Source organism: Mycobacterium sp. (assembly GCF_046330795.1).
Taxonomy (GTDB): domain Bacteria; phylum Actinomycetota; class Actinomycetes; order Mycobacteriales; family Mycobacteriaceae; genus Mycobacterium.
In genome coordinates this window covers 62396-79310 of the sequence record NZ_JAXLSA010000008.1, presented here as the reverse complement: position 1 = coordinate 79310, position 16915 = coordinate 62396, and the positions used below count along the sequence as shown (strand labels likewise).

At 69.5% G+C, this 16915-nt stretch carries 14 protein-coding genes; 10 read left to right on the top strand and 4 right to left on the bottom strand.

Annotated elements, in window-relative coordinates; all coding sequences use genetic code 11:
• Positions 1–13 precede the first annotated feature (13 nt).
• From U0R18_RS20005 to U0R18_RS19975, 7 genes are all read left to right on the top strand, one after another.
• Positions 14–757, top strand: coding sequence for an SDR family NAD(P)-dependent oxidoreductase (locus U0R18_RS20005; RefSeq protein WP_526371709.1), 744 nt, complete (start codon positions 14–16; stop codon positions 755–757).
• A gap of 126 nt (positions 758–883) precedes the next feature.
• A complete protein-coding gene (locus tag U0R18_RS20000) occupies positions 884–1345 on the top strand; it encodes a hypothetical protein (protein ID WP_526371707.1) in 462 nt (153 codons plus the stop codon).
• A gap of 92 nt (positions 1346–1437) precedes the next feature.
• Entirely contained in the window at positions 1438–2469 is a 1032-nt protein-coding gene (locus tag U0R18_RS19995) for an alpha/beta hydrolase (RefSeq protein WP_526371705.1), read from the top strand.
• Positions 2470–2508: 39 nt separating this feature from the next.
• A complete protein-coding gene (locus U0R18_RS19990; RefSeq protein WP_526371837.1) occupies positions 2509–3024 on the top strand; it encodes a hypothetical protein in 516 nt (171 codons plus the stop codon).
• Positions 3025–3070: 46 nt separating this feature from the next.
• The gene (locus tag U0R18_RS19985; RefSeq protein ID WP_526371703.1) at positions 3071–4597 is read left to right on the top strand and encodes an adenylate/guanylate cyclase domain-containing protein; all 1527 of its coding nucleotides are present in this window, start codon (positions 3071–3073) and stop codon (positions 4595–4597) included.
• Between the two features lie 123 nt (positions 4598–4720).
• On the top strand, positions 4721–7930 hold the full coding sequence (locus tag U0R18_RS19980) for an adenylate/guanylate cyclase domain-containing protein (protein WP_526371701.1): 3210 nt from the start codon (positions 4721–4723) through the stop codon (positions 7928–7930).
• Complete coding sequence (locus U0R18_RS19975) at positions 7927–9630, top strand: hydroxysqualene dehydroxylase (RefSeq protein WP_526371699.1); 1704 nt, start codon at positions 7927–7929, stop codon at positions 9628–9630. The genes U0R18_RS19980 and U0R18_RS19975 overlap by 4 nt, the downstream gene beginning before the upstream one ends.
• Here U0R18_RS19975 and U0R18_RS19970 read toward each other — a convergent pair.
• Entirely contained in the window at positions 9605–10468 is an 864-nt protein-coding gene (locus tag U0R18_RS19970; RefSeq protein WP_526371697.1) for a DUF5995 family protein, read from the bottom strand. The genes U0R18_RS19975 and U0R18_RS19970 overlap by 26 nt on opposite strands.
• A 234-nt stretch (positions 10469–10702) precedes the next feature.
• Between U0R18_RS19970 and U0R18_RS19965 the strand changes: the two genes are divergently transcribed.
• The gene (locus U0R18_RS19965) at positions 10703–13138 is read left to right on the top strand and encodes a glycogen/starch/alpha-glucan phosphorylase (protein WP_526371835.1); all 2436 of its coding nucleotides are present in this window, start codon (positions 10703–10705) and stop codon (positions 13136–13138) included.
• Positions 13139–13141: 3 nt separating this feature from the next.
• On the opposite strand, the gene U0R18_RS19960 is transcribed toward U0R18_RS19965, so the two are convergent.
• Positions 13142–14557, bottom strand: coding sequence for a DUF2252 domain-containing protein (locus tag U0R18_RS19960; RefSeq protein WP_526371695.1), 1416 nt, complete (start codon positions 14555–14557; stop codon positions 13142–13144).
• Positions 14558–14690: 133 nt separating this feature from the next.
• Entirely contained in the window at positions 14691–14861 is a 171-nt protein-coding gene (locus tag U0R18_RS19955) for a hypothetical protein (RefSeq protein ID WP_526371693.1), read from the bottom strand.
• A 71-nt stretch (positions 14862–14932) separates the two neighbouring features.
• Here U0R18_RS19955 and U0R18_RS19950 point away from each other — a divergent pair, with 71 nt between their 5' ends.
• Entirely contained in the window at positions 14933–15820 is an 888-nt protein-coding gene (locus U0R18_RS19950; RefSeq protein ID WP_526371691.1) for a type IV toxin-antitoxin system AbiEi family antitoxin, read from the top strand.
• On the opposite strand, the gene U0R18_RS19945 is transcribed toward U0R18_RS19950, so the two are convergent.
• Entirely contained in the window at positions 15789–16211 is a 423-nt protein-coding gene (locus tag U0R18_RS19945; protein WP_526371689.1) for a nitroreductase family deazaflavin-dependent oxidoreductase, read from the bottom strand. The two genes, U0R18_RS19950 and U0R18_RS19945, sit on opposite strands and share 32 nt — an antisense overlap.
• A 59-nt stretch (positions 16212–16270) precedes the next feature.
• Between U0R18_RS19945 and U0R18_RS19940 the strand changes: the two genes are divergently transcribed.
• Positions 16271–16912, top strand: a complete 642-nt coding sequence (locus U0R18_RS19940; RefSeq protein ID WP_526371687.1) for a cutinase family protein — start codon at positions 16271–16273, stop codon at positions 16910–16912.
• The last annotated feature ends 3 nt before the right edge of the window (positions 16913–16915 follow it).

Below are 16915 nucleotides of genomic sequence, written 5' to 3'. Positions count from 1 at the left end.
AGAAGGTCGACCCATGAGTCGACTGGACGGCAAGGTGGCATTGGTGACCGGGGCCTCGGCCGGTCTCGGCGCGGCGACCGCGCGACTGTTCGCGGAGCGCGGTGCATCGGTTTTCGGCATCGCCCGGGACGCCGACCGGATGACGGAGGTGTTCGCCGATGTGCCGGGCGGTCGGTTCGCGTCGGTCGACATCGCCGATCCGGACGCCTGCCGGCAGGCGGTGGCCGACTGCGTGGCGGCCTTCGGGCGTCTTGACGTGCTGGTGAACGTCGCGGGCTTTCACCAGATGCGCCACACCGTGGCGACCACCGACGACGACTGGCAGCGCGACCTTGCCGTCAACCTGAACGGCCCGTTCTTCCTGTGCCGCGCAGCGCTGCCCCATCTGCTCGGGGCCGAGGGCGGCAACATCGTCAACGTCGCATCGATCGCGGGTCTCGAGGGCGAGGTCTACTCGGCCGGATACTGCGCCGCCAAGCACGGCCTCGTCGGCCTGACCCGGTCGCTGGCCATCGAATTCACGCGAGAACGGTTGCGGGTCAACGCAATCTGCCCGGGTGGCATGCTGACCGCGCAGGTGACGGATTTCGCCGCGCCCGACGACGCTGACTGGGATCTGATCATGCGGATCGCGTCCCCGCGCGGCTTCATGGACGTCGTCGACGTGGCGAAGACCATCGCGTTCCTCGCGAGCGATGACGCGGCCGCCGTCCACGGCGCGGTCTACCGGGTCGACAACGGCAAGGGTGCCGGCTGAGGGTCGCCGGACGCCGCAGAAGACACGCCACGCAATCTGTGCACAGATTCGGCCCGGTGGACAACTTGCGTTGTACCTTTGCTACGGCAGTTACCAATGTGACTCAAGAGACATGTGGGACCAGCGATGACTGAACCGCGGCACCTCCTCCGCCTCACGATGACGGCGTGCGCGGTCACAGTGCTGACCGCCGCGCCGCCCACCGCCCTCGCCGATCCCCCGTCGAGTTCGGTTTGCCCCGAGGGGGCACTGACCTCCGTGCCCGACGGCCGCCTGCAGTGCCGGGCCGGGCAATGGCAACCGTCCACCAACATCGATCCGGCCGGCGGCCAGTGGCTCACCTACGGTCCGCCGCTGACCCTGTCGGGCACGGGCCGGCGCAACCCGGAGATCGCGTCGGGCAGCTGGGTCGGCCAACCGCAGGAACCGAAGTCCCGATGCCATGCCGAACAGGTGCCGCTGGCCAACCCGGCCGAGACCGCGGCCGTGGCGACCGGCGACCCCGGTCAGCCGCTGAGCGTGCACATCCCGCCGAGCCTCTACTCGATCACGCTGTCCGGCGACTGCCTGTGGCAGCGCGTCAGCTGACAGGTCACAACTGTCGAAGAGGTTGATAACGAGGCGATCACACGCGGCGCGCGCGATACGGACAACCGCCGACCGGACCGTAGCTTGCCGTTGTGAAGCGACGACTCACCGCACTGCTCGCCGCGCTGCTGCTCATTACCGTGCCCGCGGCACCGACCGCGCACGCCTACTCCAGCGTGGCGCCCGTCGAACAGCTGGACGTGCCGTCACCGGCCATGGGCCGCACCATCCACGTCGCGTTCTACAACGGCGGCCCGCACTCGGTGTACCTGCTCGACGGCCTGCGCGCGCAGGAGGATTTCAGCGGCTGGGACATCAACACGGCGGCCTTCGACTGGTTCAACGGCTCCGGGATCTCGGTGGTGATGCCCGTCGGCGGTGAGTCCAGTTTCTACACCGACTGGTATCGGCCGGCCAAGGGCAACGACGGCGTCAAGACCTACAAGTGGGAGACGTTCCTGACCCGGGAACTACCCGCGTGGCTGGCCGCCAACCGCGGCCAGAGCCCGTTCGGCAACGCGGTGGTCGGCCTGTCCATGGCCGGTGGTGCCGCACTGACCCTGGCCGCCTGGCACCCGCAGCAGTTCGTCTTCGCCAGTTCACTGTCCGGATTCCTGAACCCATCGCAGGGGTTGTGGCCCACACTGATCGGCCTGGCCATGAGCGACGCCGGCGGGTACAACGCCTACGACATGTGGGGCCCGTCGGGCAGCGCCACCTGGCAGCGCAACGACCCGATGCTTAACATCAACCGGCTGGTGGCCAACCGCACCGCCCTGTGGATCTATTGCGGCTCAGGACGTCCCACGGACTTCGACACCGGCACCGACATCGGTGTCAACTTCAGCGCGCAGTACCTCGAGAACATCACCCTGAACACCAACACCGAGTTCCAGCAGCGCTACCGCGCCGCGGGCGGCCGCAATGCGGTCTTCAACTTCCCGCCCAACGGCACCCACAGCTGGGGTTACTGGGGCGCCCAGCTGCAGGCGATGAAGCCTGACATGGTGCGCATCCTGAACACCCCGCCGCCCGCGCCACCGCCGCCGGCACCCGCGCCCGCGGCACCCATCGATCCGGCCGCCGCCGGGGCCCCGGCCGCCGCACCCGCGCCCGCCCGGTAACCGAACAGCGCTGCCGCTGCTAAAAAGCGGGGTACCTTGCTGCGTGTGGCACCGCGAGTCCTCCCCGCGCTCTGGGCCGTCCTCCTGGCCGGCTGTGGTGCCGCGACGCCGGCCGGCACCCCCTCCGCGGCGTCGACGACCACCGCGACAACGACGCCGCCGACGACGGCGATAACGACCACAACGACGACAACCTCCCGGGCACCCCTGACCCGCAACTGGTTCGAACTCGAACCCGGCGACTGCCTGACCGCGCTGCCGCAGATCGAACTCGGCGACGTCGCCGTCCCGGTGGTCGACTGCTCCGCCCCCCACGTCGCCGAGGTCTTCCTGCGCGTGCCGGTCGAGGTCGACGCGGCCGTCACCGGCGTCGCCGACCAGAAGTGCCGCGCCGGACTGCCCGAATACACCGCTGATCACACGGGATACTCGGTGACCTACCTGATCGACTCCAACATGGATCGCACCGGCCACACCCCCCTGCCGAGCACCGTGATCTGCCTGCTGCAATCGCCTGGCGGACAGCCGCTGACCGGCTCCGCCGGACACGGGTAGCGCACTACGCTAGCCGTCGCCGCGGCCCCGGCGCAGTCTTCCGGTCATGAGCAGTGCCGTCCCGGAGCTCGCCAGCCCGGCGGAGCGCCGCGATCCGCTGCGGTGGTCCACCTACCGCCGCTGGATCCTGGCCGCCGCCGGGGTCAGCGCGGCCGGCGGCGTGATCGTCTTCGCGTTCCTGATGTACTCCGCGCCCATCGTCCTGACGCCATTGGAGACCCGAAAGCTGTTGCTACGCAGCGGTTCTGCCCTGGTGATCTTTCTCGTCGTCGCAGTGCCGCTGCTGCTGCGGATGCGGCGCAGACGATTCGCCGCCAGCACCGCGTGGATCCGGCAGGGCCGCCGGCCCACCGAGGCCGAGCAGCGGATGGCGCTGGGCGCCCCCGGGCATGCCGTGCGGGTGTCGGCGGCCATGTGGGCGCTGGGTGCGGTGTTCTTCGCGGTGCCCAGCGCGCCCGCCGAACCGGCGGCCGCGCTGTACATCTTCGCCACCGTGATGCTGGGCGGCGTCAGCACCAGCGCGGTGTGGTACCTGATCGTCGACCGGGTGATGCGGCCGGTGTCGGCGCGGGCGCTGGCCGGCGGGGGGTTCGGCCCACAGTTCGGGCCGACGATCCAGCACCGGCTGACGATGGCCTGGACGCTGGGCACCGGGGTTCCCCTGCTGGGCATCGCGGTGCTGGCCGTCGGGTACCTGTCCGGGGTCGAGTTCGAGGTGCACCGCACGTTCGGGGCCATCCTGCTCCTGGTCTGCGTCGCGCTGCTCGTCGGGCTGTTCGCCATCCTGATGGCGGTGCGTTCCGTCAGCGAGCGGATCGGCGCACTGCGCGAGGCCCTGGTTCGGGTGCAGGCCGGCGAATTCGGGGCCCGGGTCGTGGTGGACGACACCAGCGAGATCGGCCGTCTGCAAACGGGTTTCAACACGATGGCGGCCGGGCTGGCCGAGCGCGAACGCATCCGGGACGTGTTCGGCACGTACGTCGACCGAGACGTCGCCGATCACATTCTGCGGTCCGGCGCGACACTGGCCGGCGAAGAGCTCGAGGTGACGATGATGTTCGTCGACGTACGGGGGTTCACCTCGTTGGCCGAACATCTGCAGCCCGTCGAGGTGGTGCGCACCCTCAACCGACTCTTCGAGCGCATCGTGCCCGTGGTGCATCTGCACGGCGGCCACGTGGACAAGTACGCCGGCGACGGGCTGTTCGCGGTGTTCGGCGCGGCGCGTCGGCACCGGGATCACGCGGACCGGGCACTGGCCGCGGCCGTGCAGATCGCCGACGTGGTCGAGGACGAGTTCGCCGGGGCATTGTCGGTGGGTGTCGGCCTGAACTCCGGCCCGGTGGTGGCCGGCAACGTGGGCGGGGCGGGGCGGCTCGAGTACTCGGTGATCGGCGATGCCGTCAACGTGGCGGCGCGGGTGGAGGCGGCGACCCGGTTGACCGGTGATGCGGTTCTGCTCAGCGAGCGCACCCTGGCGATGCTCACGGCGCCGCACTGCCGATTCGCCGAACGGCCGGCAATGTTGCTCAAGGGCAAGGCCGTACCGGTGCAGTTGTACGCGCCGCGCTGACTTCCGTTCCGCCGGTAGAACTTTCGAGCCCGAAGTGGCCGCACAGCTAACTGTGAAAATCCACGCGACAGTGTCACTTCCACCGCGATAAACTGAGCTGCTGTCAACCGGGGAGGTGGGCGCATGGACGGGGGTCCCCGAGCGTCGATCGACGAGTTGCTGGATCGCGCTCTGCGCGGCGGCAATCCGGAACATCCCGCTGCGCGCACCCCGGCCGACGAGGACCTGGCGCCGGATTTCGGGGAGCCGGACGACGGCGACGACGATCTGCTCGGCGGGGTGGACAATAGCGGCGAAATCCGCCGTCTCACATTGATGTTCATCGATCTGGTGGACTCGACGGCGTTGTCCACCCGGGTCGAGCCGGAGACCTACCGGACGCTGGTCAGCAGTTACCGCACCCAGGCGGCCCGGTTCGTCGAGCACTACGAGGGGCATCTGACGTCCACCAAGGGTGATGGATTGCTGGCGGTGTTCGGCCACCCGCGGTCGCACGAGGACGACACGCACCGCGCGGTGGCCGCGGCGCTGGACATCGCCCGGCTGGTGTCGCAGTTCAGCGAACAGGCCGAGCAACGCTACGGCGTGCGGGTCGAGGTCCGGATCGGCGTGCACCGCGGCCTGGTCTACCTCGACACCGTCGAGGACGACGTCTACGGGTTCGCGGCCAACTTCGCCTCCCGCATCTCGAGCCTCGCCGGACCCGGGGAGGTCACGGTGTCCGACGCGCTGGCCGCGCTGGTCGGCGACGCGTTCGAACTGATCGAATGCCCCGCCGCTCTGGTCAAGGGCGTCGACACCCCGGTCACCTACCACCGGGTCATCGGCGAGCGACCACACGCGCCGCCGGCGCCCTCGACGCCGCTGATCGGCCGCAGCCGGGAACGCAGCTGGCTGCAGCGAGCCTGGGGTGCCGTGTCCGCCGCGCAACCGACGGGGGCCGCGGTGGCCTTCCGCGGCGAGGCCGGCATCGGCAAGACACGGCTGGTCCGGTCCGTGACGGACGCCGCCGAGGCCGCCGGCGCGGCGGTGGTGGAGCTGCGGGGTTCGCCGCTGCACACCGGCAGCGGCCTGCACCCGGTGCGCCGCTTGTTGGAACGCCGTTGCGGCTTCACCCGTTTCACCGACGACGCCGAGCGGTTCGGGCTGCTGCGCGCCGAGATCGACACGGTCGGGCTGGATCCCGCCGAGATGCTGCCGCTGCTGGCGCCGATCCTCGACATCGGTCCCGAACACGGTTACCAACCCGCCGCCGCCGAGGGCCTCTCGCTGTACCAGATGGTCAACGCGGGTGCGCTGCGCTACGTACTGTCCTGTGCCGCAAGCGGTCCGGGCCTGCTGGTCGCCGAGGACGTGCACTGGTACGACCCGTCCACGCTGGAGCTGCTGGATGCGGTGCTGATGGCCCGCGACGATTCGTTGCTGGTGGTGCTGACCGGTCGCGACGGTTCCTGGCTGCGCCCACACTGGCCGGTCCAGCTGTTCGATCTGGGTCCACTGGGTCCGCGGGACTGCGACGCGCTGGTCGACGTGCTGTGCCCGGACGCCACCATGGCGCAGCGTCTGACGGTCCGGTACCGCTGCGACGGCGTGCCGTTCTACATCGAGCATCTGGCCGGGATGTTGCGTGCCGAGAACCCGCACGCCGGCGTGCCCGAGGCGCTCTACGACCCGCTGTTCACCCAACTGAACACGCGATCCGCGGCGTTGCCAGTGCTGGAGGCGGCCGCCATCATCGGCCGCAGCGGCGACATCCCGCTGCTGGGTGCCGTTCTCGACCCTGCCACCGCGCTGCCGCAGCACCTCGACGACGTCGTCGGGGAGCTGTTCGAGGCCCGGGTGCTCGAACCCAGCGGGACCGACGGCTGGCGGTTCCGGCACGAACTCTTCCGGGACGTCGCGGCCGAGATATCGCCGCCCAGCCGACGCCGGGACCTGCACGCCCGCACCGCCGAGGCCCTTGTGGCCGCGCGTGGCGCCCAGCCCGACTGGCGGGTGGTGGCCGAGCATTACGCCCAGGCCGAGCGGCCCACCGACGCCGTCGCCGGCTACCGGAAGGCCGCCGACGCGGCGCGCCGGCGCGGCGCCCTGCTCGAGGCGGTCGGCTGCCTGACCGACGCGCTGACCCAGCTCGGTGCGTGCGCGGCGTCCCGGGAGCGCGACCTGGACGAGATCGCGATCCGGCTGGCGCGCGGATTCCTGGTGGCCGCCACCGTGAGTGCGACCACCGGTGAGGGTCCGGCCGACCTCGAGCGCTGCCTGCAGCTGGCCACCGCCGGCGGCTACGACGAGCAGTTGCTCACCACGCTGATCACGATGCTGGGCTACTACATGCCGCGGGCCGAGCTGCGGTCGGCGCGGGATCTGCTCGAATCGCTGCCCGCCCGGATCGGTGCGGCGGACCGGCGCTGGACCCACCCGGTTCTGACCTCGTCGCTGGGCACGGTGTGGTGGCTGGAGGGCCGGTTCGACGCCGCCGAGGAATGCCTGCGTGACGCGGTCGCACGGTGCGCCGACGCCGATCCCGGCACGATGGACGCCGGCTGGATGGTGACCACGGACCCCATTGCCGTCGCGCACACCTACCTCGCGCTGACGCACGTGCTGCGGGCCGACGTCGCCGGCGCGCGGGCGGCGATCAGCGAGGCGGAGCGCCGCTGCGCAGAGCTGACGTTCCCCCGCAGCGCCACCAACCGGGCCCACACGTATTTCAAGGAGATCTGGGTCTGCCTGGAAGGGGGCCGACTCGAGGAGGCCGCCGATCTCGCTTCGGCGATGCACCGGTGCGCCGAGGACGCCGGCATCGACATGTGGAAGATGGTGGCCGGCACCCAGCACATCACGGTCCGGGGGCTGACCGCGCTGGCGGCGGGAGCCGACGCGGACACGCTGCGCCGGCGCGCCGACCGGCTGAGCGCCGTGGTCGACGCCGCCCGCGGTCTCCAGCTGCACATCTACCTGACCTATCACGACGGGGTGATCGCGCGGCTCCTGCTGGCCGCCGGCCTGCCCGCACTGGCGCGGGAACGGATCGACATGTCGCTGCGGCTGGCCGAGGAGTCCGGCATGCGATTCGAGGACGCCGAACTGTTGCGACTGCGGGCGCACACGCTGGATCAGCCCGGTGAGCGGCTGCAGGCACTGGACATCGCGCGGGGACGCGCCCGCGAACAGGGGGCCACATTGTTCGAATTGCGTTGTCTGCTGGACCATGTCGACTTCAGCGGGAAGCCCGATAAGGATGTCCGTGCGGCGCTGGCCGATTTGGTGGCCGGCCTGCCGGCCGACCCGGCCCTGCCGGAATGGGCTCGCGCGCAACGGATCCTGCGGTGAGCACGGTCCTGGTGCTCGGCGGCGGGGTCGGTGGCCTGACCGCCGCGCACGAACTGGCCGAGCGCGGTTTCGACGTCACCGTGGTCGAGTGGCGGCCGGACTTCGGCGGCAAGGCGCGATCGATGGACGTGCCCGATTCGGCGGCCGGCCGACGGCTGCCACTGCCCGGAGAGCACGGATTCCGCTTCTTCCCCGGCTTCTACCGGCACCTGCCCGACACCATGGCCCGCATCCCGCTCGGCGGTGGCCACGTCGTGGACCATCTGGTGCCGACGTCACGAATCCTGTTGGCGCAGGAGGGCGGTCGGCCCGAACTGATCGCCATCGCCGAGCGCCCCGCCACCGGGACCGACTTCGTCGCCGCGCTGCGATTCCTGCGCGACTTCGCCGCCAGCGTCACGGTTCCCACCGCGGAGTTCGCCGCGTTCGCCGCCGGCCTGATGAAGCTGTTGTGCGCGTGCGACGAACGCCGCTACCAGGAGTACGACCTGCAGAGCTGGTGGGAGTTCAGCGGGGCCGAACAGCGCTCGGCGGCGTTCCAGAAGTTCCTCGCCAACGGTCTGACGCGCACGCTGGTGGCCGCCCGCGCCCGCGAGATGTCGGCGCGCACCGGCGGGCTGATCCTGTGCCAGCTCGCGCTCGACCTGGTCCGCGCCGACGGCCGGATGTCCCGGGTGCTCGACGGGCCCACCAGCGACCGCTGGATCACGCCGTGGCTGGCGCACCTGCGCGGACTGGGGGTGGTGCTCCGGGGTGGCTGCGAGGTGGCCGGCATCGGCTGCGACGGGCACCGGGTCACCGGCGTGACGATCAACACCGACGGGGGCACCGAGACCCTGGTCGCCGACCACTACGTGGCCGCGCTGCCGGTGGAGCGGCTGCGCCCACTGCTGTCCCCGGCGTTGCACACCGCCGATCCACGGTTGGCGGCGTTGTCCCGGCTGGTGACGCGCTGGATGAACGGCATCATGTTCTACCTGAAACAGGATGTGCCGATGCAGCACGGTCATTCGCTGTTCATCGACTCCGCGTGGGCGCTGACGTCCATCTCGCAGGCGCAGTTCTGGCGGTCGGCGGGGTTCGAGTTCGGCGGGCGCGGCGACGGCGCGGTCAACGGCATTCTCTCGGTGGACATCTCGGACTGGACGTCCCCCGGCAGCAACCACAAGGTCGCAATGGCGTGCACCGCCGAGGAGATCAAGGCCGAGGTGTGGCGGCAACTGGTCGACGCCGTCGGCGCGACCGTCCTGGACGAGGCGAACGTACACAGCTGGTTCCTGGACCCGGCGATCCGGCCGCCGAACCCGACCGAGGCCACCAACCTCGAGCCGCTGCTGATCAACACCGCCGGTTCGTGGGCCGACCGGCCCGATGCGGTCACCCGGATCCCCAACCTGTTCCTGGCCGCCGACTTCGTCCGGACCTACACCGATCTGGCCACCATGGAGGGCGCCAACGAGGCGGCCCGGCGGGCCGTCAACGGCATCCTGGCGGCCACCGGTTCGGATGCCACGCCGTGCGACGTCTGGCCGTTGAACGAGCCGAAGGCGCTGGCCCCGTTCCGCGCCCTGGACCGGATCCGGTGGCGGCTGGGCCGCCCGCAGGGGGATCCGCCGATGCAACTGGATCCGGATGGCGAACCTCGGCCGGCGGACCCGATCGCCCGCCTGCTGTTCAAGGTCGGCGACGCGCTGGGCTGACCCGGCGACGGAACGCCGGCCGGACGTCGGCGGGGTGATCGGCGATGCGGTCGAGCGCCCGCAGGTTCTTCGCGACGTCGGAACTCTCACCATGGCCGAGCAGCCACACCAGCAGCGGCACCAGCGTCCACGGCTTCTTGGGCGGGTTCAGGTACCAGTAGCCCAGCGCGGCGGTCCATGAGGTGTGGTCGACGTGCAGCTTGCGCACCTGATCCGGGTTCATGGCCAGATCGACGGCGAACAGCCAGGCGCCCTTGCGGAATCTGTCGAGCACGTTGCCGATCACGTACTTCTCCGGCGTGATCAGGGTGAACCACCGGAATCCCGGGGACAGCCGTTCGAAGGTCTGCACCATGGCCGGCACCTGCGTCTGCACGACGTCGGTGATGGCGTCGAAGTCGTGCTTCAGGTCGTCCATCGGGACAACCGGCACGGCGGCGGCCGCGACCCCGAGGTCGAAGCAGATGTGCGCGTTCAGGCCGGCCAGCATCTGCTGCAGCATGGTGGACCTGGCGTCGTGCCCGACGAGGGAAACCGCCCAGGCCAGGTTGAGCTCGCCGGCGTCGGCGGGATGGAAGTAGGCGTTCAGCGCGTCGAAGTAGCGTTGCGCGAACACCACGTCGAACTCCTCCATCCGCTCGGGGTTCTCGAACAGGCGCAGCCGGATCGCCTCCCGGATCGCCAGGGTGGAGCGCTTGTAGAGCACCGCGAAATATCCGATGGTGCTGCCGGTGTCGATCGACCAGGCGATGATGCGGTCCAGATTGTCGATCACGTCGTCGATGCTGCGGGCCTGCTCGAGGAGCGCGAGCCGGGGTGTCGCGGTTATCGTCGTCATGCTCCCCAGCGTGACGCAATGGGTGTCGGTCGGCGTGCGTATTCCACTACCCGAGTCCTGTTCACATCGGCGACGCCGGTTGCGCACATTCTGGAAACATGGGCGGGTGAGACTGACCCGTCCGCACACCGGCAGGAGAAGTCAGTGACCGATGTCGTAAGCCCGACGCCCGGAGATTCCCTCAACGGCACCTCGCTCCCCCAGGCCGCTCCGACCGGTCAGACCCGGTCCGGGATGACCTCCGAGTCGATCAGGGCGGCCGTGTCCGATCACCTGCTCTACTCGATCGCCCGCCCGTCGGTGGCGCTGACCCCCGACCACTACTACCGGGCGCTGTCCCTGGCGGTGCGCGACCGGATGCAGAAGCGCTGGATGGCCACCACGCAGGACTGGCTGGACCTGTCCAACAAGGTCACCTGCTACCTGTCGGCCGAGTTCCTGATGGGCCCACAGCTGGGCAACAACCTGCTCAACCTCGGTATCGAGAGCGAGGCGCGCGCGGCCCTGGCGGATCTGGGTCAGGACCTCGATGAGGTGCTTGCCTGCGAGGTCGAGCCCGGTCTGGGCAACGGCGGCCTGGGCCGGCTGGCGGCCTGCTACCTGGATTCGTTGGCCACCCTGGAGCGGCCGTCGATCGGCTATGGGATCCGCTACGAATTCGGCATCTTCCGGCAGGAGATCGCCGACGGCTGGCAGGTCGAGCAGACCGACAACTGGCTGGCGCACGGCAACCCGTGGGAGATCGAGAAGCCGGATGCCAGCTACACGGTCAACTGGGGCGGGCACACCGAGGAGTACGAGGACGTCGCCGGCAAGTTCCGGGTGCGCTGGGTGCCGCATCGGGTCCTGATGGGCACGTCGTACGACACCCCGATCCAGGGTTACGGCGTGAACACCTGCAACACGCTGACGTTGTGGAGCGCCCGGGCGGTCGAGTCGTTCGCGCTCGAGGCGTTCAACACCGGCGACTACTACAAGGCCGTCGACGAAGAGGTGGTCTCCGAGACCGTCTCCAAGGTGCTCTACCCCAACGACGAACCCGAGGCGGGCAAGCGGCTGCGGCTGCTGCAGCAGTACTTCTTCGTGACCTGCTCACTGCAGGACATCATCAACATCCACACCCAGCGGGTCGGGTTGCCGCTGAGCGCGCTGCCGGACAAGTGGGCCATCCAGCTCAACGACACCCACCCGTCGATCGCGGTCGCCGAGCTGATGCGACTGCTCATCGACGAGTACCAGTTCACCTGGGACGACGCCTGGGACATCACGGTCCGGACGTTCGGCTACACCAACCACACGCTGCTGCCCGAAGCGCTCGAGACCTGGCCGCTGCGGATCTTTGGGGAGGCGCTGCCGCGGCACCTCGAACTGATCTATGAGATCAACGACCGCTTCCTCGAGGAGGTCCGGGCGAAGTTCCCGGGCGACGAGGATCGGGTGACCCGGATGTCGCTGATCGGCGAGGACGGTGGCAAGTGTGTCCGGATGGCGCATCTGGCCACCGTCGGCAGCCACTACGTCAACGGCGTGGCCGCGCTGCACTCCGAACTGCTCAAGGAGTCGGTGTTGCGCGACTTCTACGAGATGTGGCCGGAGCGGTTCGGCAACGTGACCAACGGGGTGACTCCGCGACGCTTCCTGGCCCTGTCCAATCCGGGCCTGCGCGCCCTGTGCGACGAGACCATCGGTGACGGCTGGCTGACCGACCTGCAGCAGCTGCGCGGCCTCGAGGCCTACGCCGACGATCCCGCCTTCCGCAAGCGGTGGCGAGAGGTCAAGCGCGCCAACAAGTCCCGGCTGGCCGAGTACGTGCACGGCGTCACCGGGATCGAGCTGGACCCCAGCTGGATGTTCGACGTCCAGGTCAAGCGGATCCACGAGTACAAGCGTCAGCACCTGATGGCGCTCGGCATCGTGACCCAGTATCTGCGGTTGCGGGAGAACCCGGGTCTGTCGATCGCACCCCGGGCCTACATCTTCGGCGGCAAGGCCGCCCCCGGCTACTTCATGGCCAAGCGGATCATCAAGCTCATCACCGCCATCGGCGCGACGGTCAACAACGATCCGATCGCCAACCGGTACATGAAGGTGGTGTTCCTGCCCAACTTCAACGTCAAGACCGCGCACCTGGTGTACCCGGCGGCCAACCTCTCCGAACAGATCTCGACGGCCGGTAAGGAGGCCTCCGGCACCGGGAACATGAAGTTCATGATCAACGGCGCGCTGACCATCGGCACGCTCGACGGCGCCAACGTCGAGATCCGGGAGGAGGCCGGACCGGAGAACTTCTTCCTGTTCGGGCTCACCGAGGATCAGGTCCAGACGGTCAAGGGCGACGGCTACCGGCCGATGGCCTACATCGAGCGCGATGCCGAACTGGCCGCGGTGCTCGAGCTGATCGCGAGCGGCCGGTTCACCCACGGCGACAGCGAGGTCCTGCGGCCCGTGGTGGACAACCTGATCCACGACGACCCGTTCCTGGTGCTGGCCGACTACCGCTCGTACGTCGACTGCCAGGATCACGTCAGCCGGGTGTGGAACGACCGCGACAAGTGGAGCCACATGTCGATCCTGAACTCGGCGCGCAGCGGGAAGTTCTCGTCGGACCGTGCGATCGCGGAGTACTGCGACGACATCTGGAAGGTCCCGCCGATGTCGGTGGATCTGTAGGGCTCACACACCGCGCTCGGCGGCCAGCCGGCCGCTGTCGACGGCCGCGACCAGCAGGGCGTGGTCGGCCTCGGTCTGATCGGCGTAGCGCCGCGCGAACACGCACAGGGCGTCGTCCACGCGTTCGGAGCCACCCATGTATCCGGCGATCATCGAGGCGCCGCTGGTGCGGGCGTGCCCCTTGGCGAGCAGCTGGCCGACCACCCCGGCGTAGTCGACCAGCGCGGCCGCGTCCATCGCGTCCAGCGGGATGGTGCCCTTCATGTTCCGGAACTGGCGGACGTAGAACTGCCGGCCCTGCACCGTGGTCCAGCCCAGGAGCGGGTCGCTGACGGTCTGCAGCGCCTGCTGGTATTCGACGACGCGCTGCCCCTGGTGAGCGTGCCAGGCCGATTCGCCGTGCACGTAGCGCGCCAGCACCGAGCGCCGGGCCTGCTTGAGTTGCAGGAAGACGACGTCCTCGGCCGAGGACCCTTCCAGCAGGGCGACGTACGCGCGCAGCCCGACGCTGCCGACCCCGACCACCTTCTGCGCGACGTCGAGCAGGGTGTAGCCACCGAGCACCCGGCGCCAGTGGGTGGACAGCGTCGTCAGATAGTCGTCGAGCGCCTCGGCCAGTGCCTCGGCCTCGTCGTCGGGCAGGCGGGTGATCAGCGGCGGCTCTTCGATGATCCGGCGTTGGCCGTCGACCTCCTCGGTGAACCGGGGCAGCGCGCGGTCACTGGTGCGGCTGCGGGCCCGCGCCGCCGAGCGCTCCACTTCCTGTTGCAGCGGCCCGGCGGTCTGGCCGGCGAGCCGATCCACGTCGAGGCGGGTGAACGAGCGGCCGAACAGTGGTTCGTCGGCCAGCCGGCGCAATTCCTGGCGGTAGGCGGCGACGCACGATCGCACCGCCACCGCCAGCTGTTCCTCGGACGCGCCGTTCTGCCGGCCCGCGACCCAGATGCTGGCGACCAGCCGACGCAGGTCCCATTCCCAGCCGCCGGGGTGCGCCTCGTCGAAATCGTTCAGGTCGATCACCAGGTCGCGTTCCGGGGAGGCGTAGAACCCGAAGTTGCCCAGGTGCGCGTCCCCGCACACCACGGGCGTGATGCCGGTCGACGGCAGCCGCGCCACGTCCTCGGCCATCACCACCGCGGTGCCGCGCAGAAAACCGTAGGGGGAAGCCACCATTCGGCCCACCCGGATCGGCAGGAGTTGTTCCAGCCGGCCCTCGTGGTTCTCCTCGATCAGCCCGATCGGGTCCGGCCGACCCGCCGGCGGGGTCCAGTCCGCCAGGGTCCGGCGCGGCACCCGATGCCGCAGCTTGCGGCCCAGCGCGTAGCGCTCGGCACGGCTGATGGGCCGCTGGCGCAACGAGTGGTAGGGGCTGCTCTCGGCCTCCGCGAGGACGGTGTGCTGCCCGTTCGGGGTCGGCATCGATCAATCGTGGCACGGGCGCTGGGAAGCCAGACCCTCTTTGGTGCCTCGAGCGATCTCTACCCCAGGGCTGCGGTTACATCGGGCGACCCGAAATTTCGCAACCTTGATGTCGATGTCGGCCAGTTACCCCTCATGGCAACCCAGGCGTCGATATCGACGAGATACCCATCATGGCGACCTCGAGGTCGATCTGGGCACGCATTGGGACCGTCGGTCGCAACACCACGGCAGCCCTGATGTCGGTCTCGACGACTTCTCCATCGCGGGTAGCCGTGGTGTCGATCTCGTCGAAATCGACCACGAGGCCGTGCTAATCCACAGTCGTAGTCCAATCCACAGCCGCGACGCAGATCTCGCTCGAGCTCCCAGAAGGTGTCCCTGCCCAGCCGCAAGTTCCCGGACATGGGATACCGCAGCGAACCATTCATCGGGAGCGAAGCGATCGCCAACCTCGACCTCACCCGCGGTGAGCTGCGCTGGAACCACCGAGCCTTACTGCCCGATGTCTACCTGCACAAGGACGCTCCGCGCGACCTCAGGGCCCGGACCAGGGCCGCCTGGCTGTGGACCGGACGCAAGGGCATCATCGCCGGGCAGGCCGCCGCAGCGATCCACACCAGGGGCCCGCTGGACGACGACACCCCCGTCGAGTTGATCGCCAGGGCACGCCGGCCCCAATGCGGGGTCATCATCCGCACCGAACGCATCGACGCCGACGAGATTGCCGCATGGCATCACATGCTGATCACCTCACCCGAGCGCACCGCGCTGGACCTTGCGCGGTTCTTGCCGCGAGAGTTGGCGATCCAACACCTCGACCGACTGGCTGCGAAGACCGCTGTCACCGAGGACGACCTCTATCGGCTCGCCGATCGTTACCGGGGCGCTCGCGGAATCGACACCGCCAGACAGGTGATGTATCTGATGGACGCGGGCGCGGCCAACCCCGAGGAGAGCACGCTGCGACTGGCGTTGCACGAGGCCGGACTACCGCGGCCGGAAACCGACATCAATGTCGGCGTGTGGCCGGACAGTGCTCGAATATCGTTGGGCTGGAGGCGTTTCAAGGTCGGAATTCACGTCGAGAGCGATCCGCCGCCAACCGACCGAACGCTGATCAATCTCGCTGCCGCAGCGGCCGAGCGCCGGGCGATCCACGGCTGGCTGATCCTGACCGCCACACCGCAACGCGACGTCGGCCAGCTGATCAGCTCGGTGCGCCAGGCACTCAGGCAGGCACGAGCTCGAACACCGGGATGACGCGATCGGTCAGCTTCTCGTACTCACCGAAGCCGGGTGCCCGCTCGACGATCGTGCGATACAGCGGATCGCGTTCGGCGCGGGGCAGTTCACGGGCGGTGACGGCGCGCGGGGGGTCGGCGCCGATCTCCACCGACGCCGCCGGCTGCGCGCGAATGTTGAACACCCACGCGGGATCCCGGTCGCGTCCGGCCGACGAGCCGACGACGTAGATGTGGCCGTCGATGTCGAAGTACGCCACCGGAGTGGTCCGCTGCGCGCCGCTGCGGGCGCCCGTCGACGTCAGCAGTAGCAGCGGGAAGCCCTCGAACTGGCCGCCGACCTTTCCGCCGTTGCGCCGGAACTCGTCGATATTGGACTGATTGAACTGTCGTTCCTCATCGTCGACCATGGTCGCCATCCTGGCACGTTTCGCCCCGTGCAACCGCGGATCTCTGTGAGGATGGGGCCATGCTGCTTCGCCTCCTGTGTGTGTTCGCTGCGGTCGGGGCCCTGGTGAGCGCACCCGCGCCAGTGGCGGTCGCCGATCCCTGCCCGGACGTCGACCTGGTGTTCGCCCGCGGCACCGCCGAGCCGCCCGGCCTGGGCCGGGTGGGCGACGCCCTGGCCAACGCGCTGGAACCGATGCTGGGCGGCCGCAGCCTCGGCAGGTACGCGGTGAACTATCCGGCCAGCTACAACTTCCTGACCACCGGTCAGGGCGCCGACGATGCCCGCGGCCACATCGCCTGGATGGCCGACAACTGCCCGGGCACCCGCATCGTGCTGGGCGGCTTCTCCCAGGGCGCGTCGGTGGTGTCGATGCTGGCGGGAGTGCCGCCGGTCGGCCAGCGGATCGGCAGCATCGGTTCGGCACCCGCGCTGGATCCCGCGCTGGCCGGTCGCGTGTCGGCCGTCGCCGTCTTCGGCAACCCGGGCAACCGGTTCGGCAGCGCCCTGTCGTCGACCGGGCAGTTCGCCGGCCGCACGATCGACCTGTGCAGCTCGGGCGACCCGATCTGCGGGGCGGGCCGGGATCGCTCCGCGCACAGCAACTACGAGCTACCGCCCTACCCCGGCCAGGCGGCGTCGTTCATCGCGGGCCGGGTCTGAACG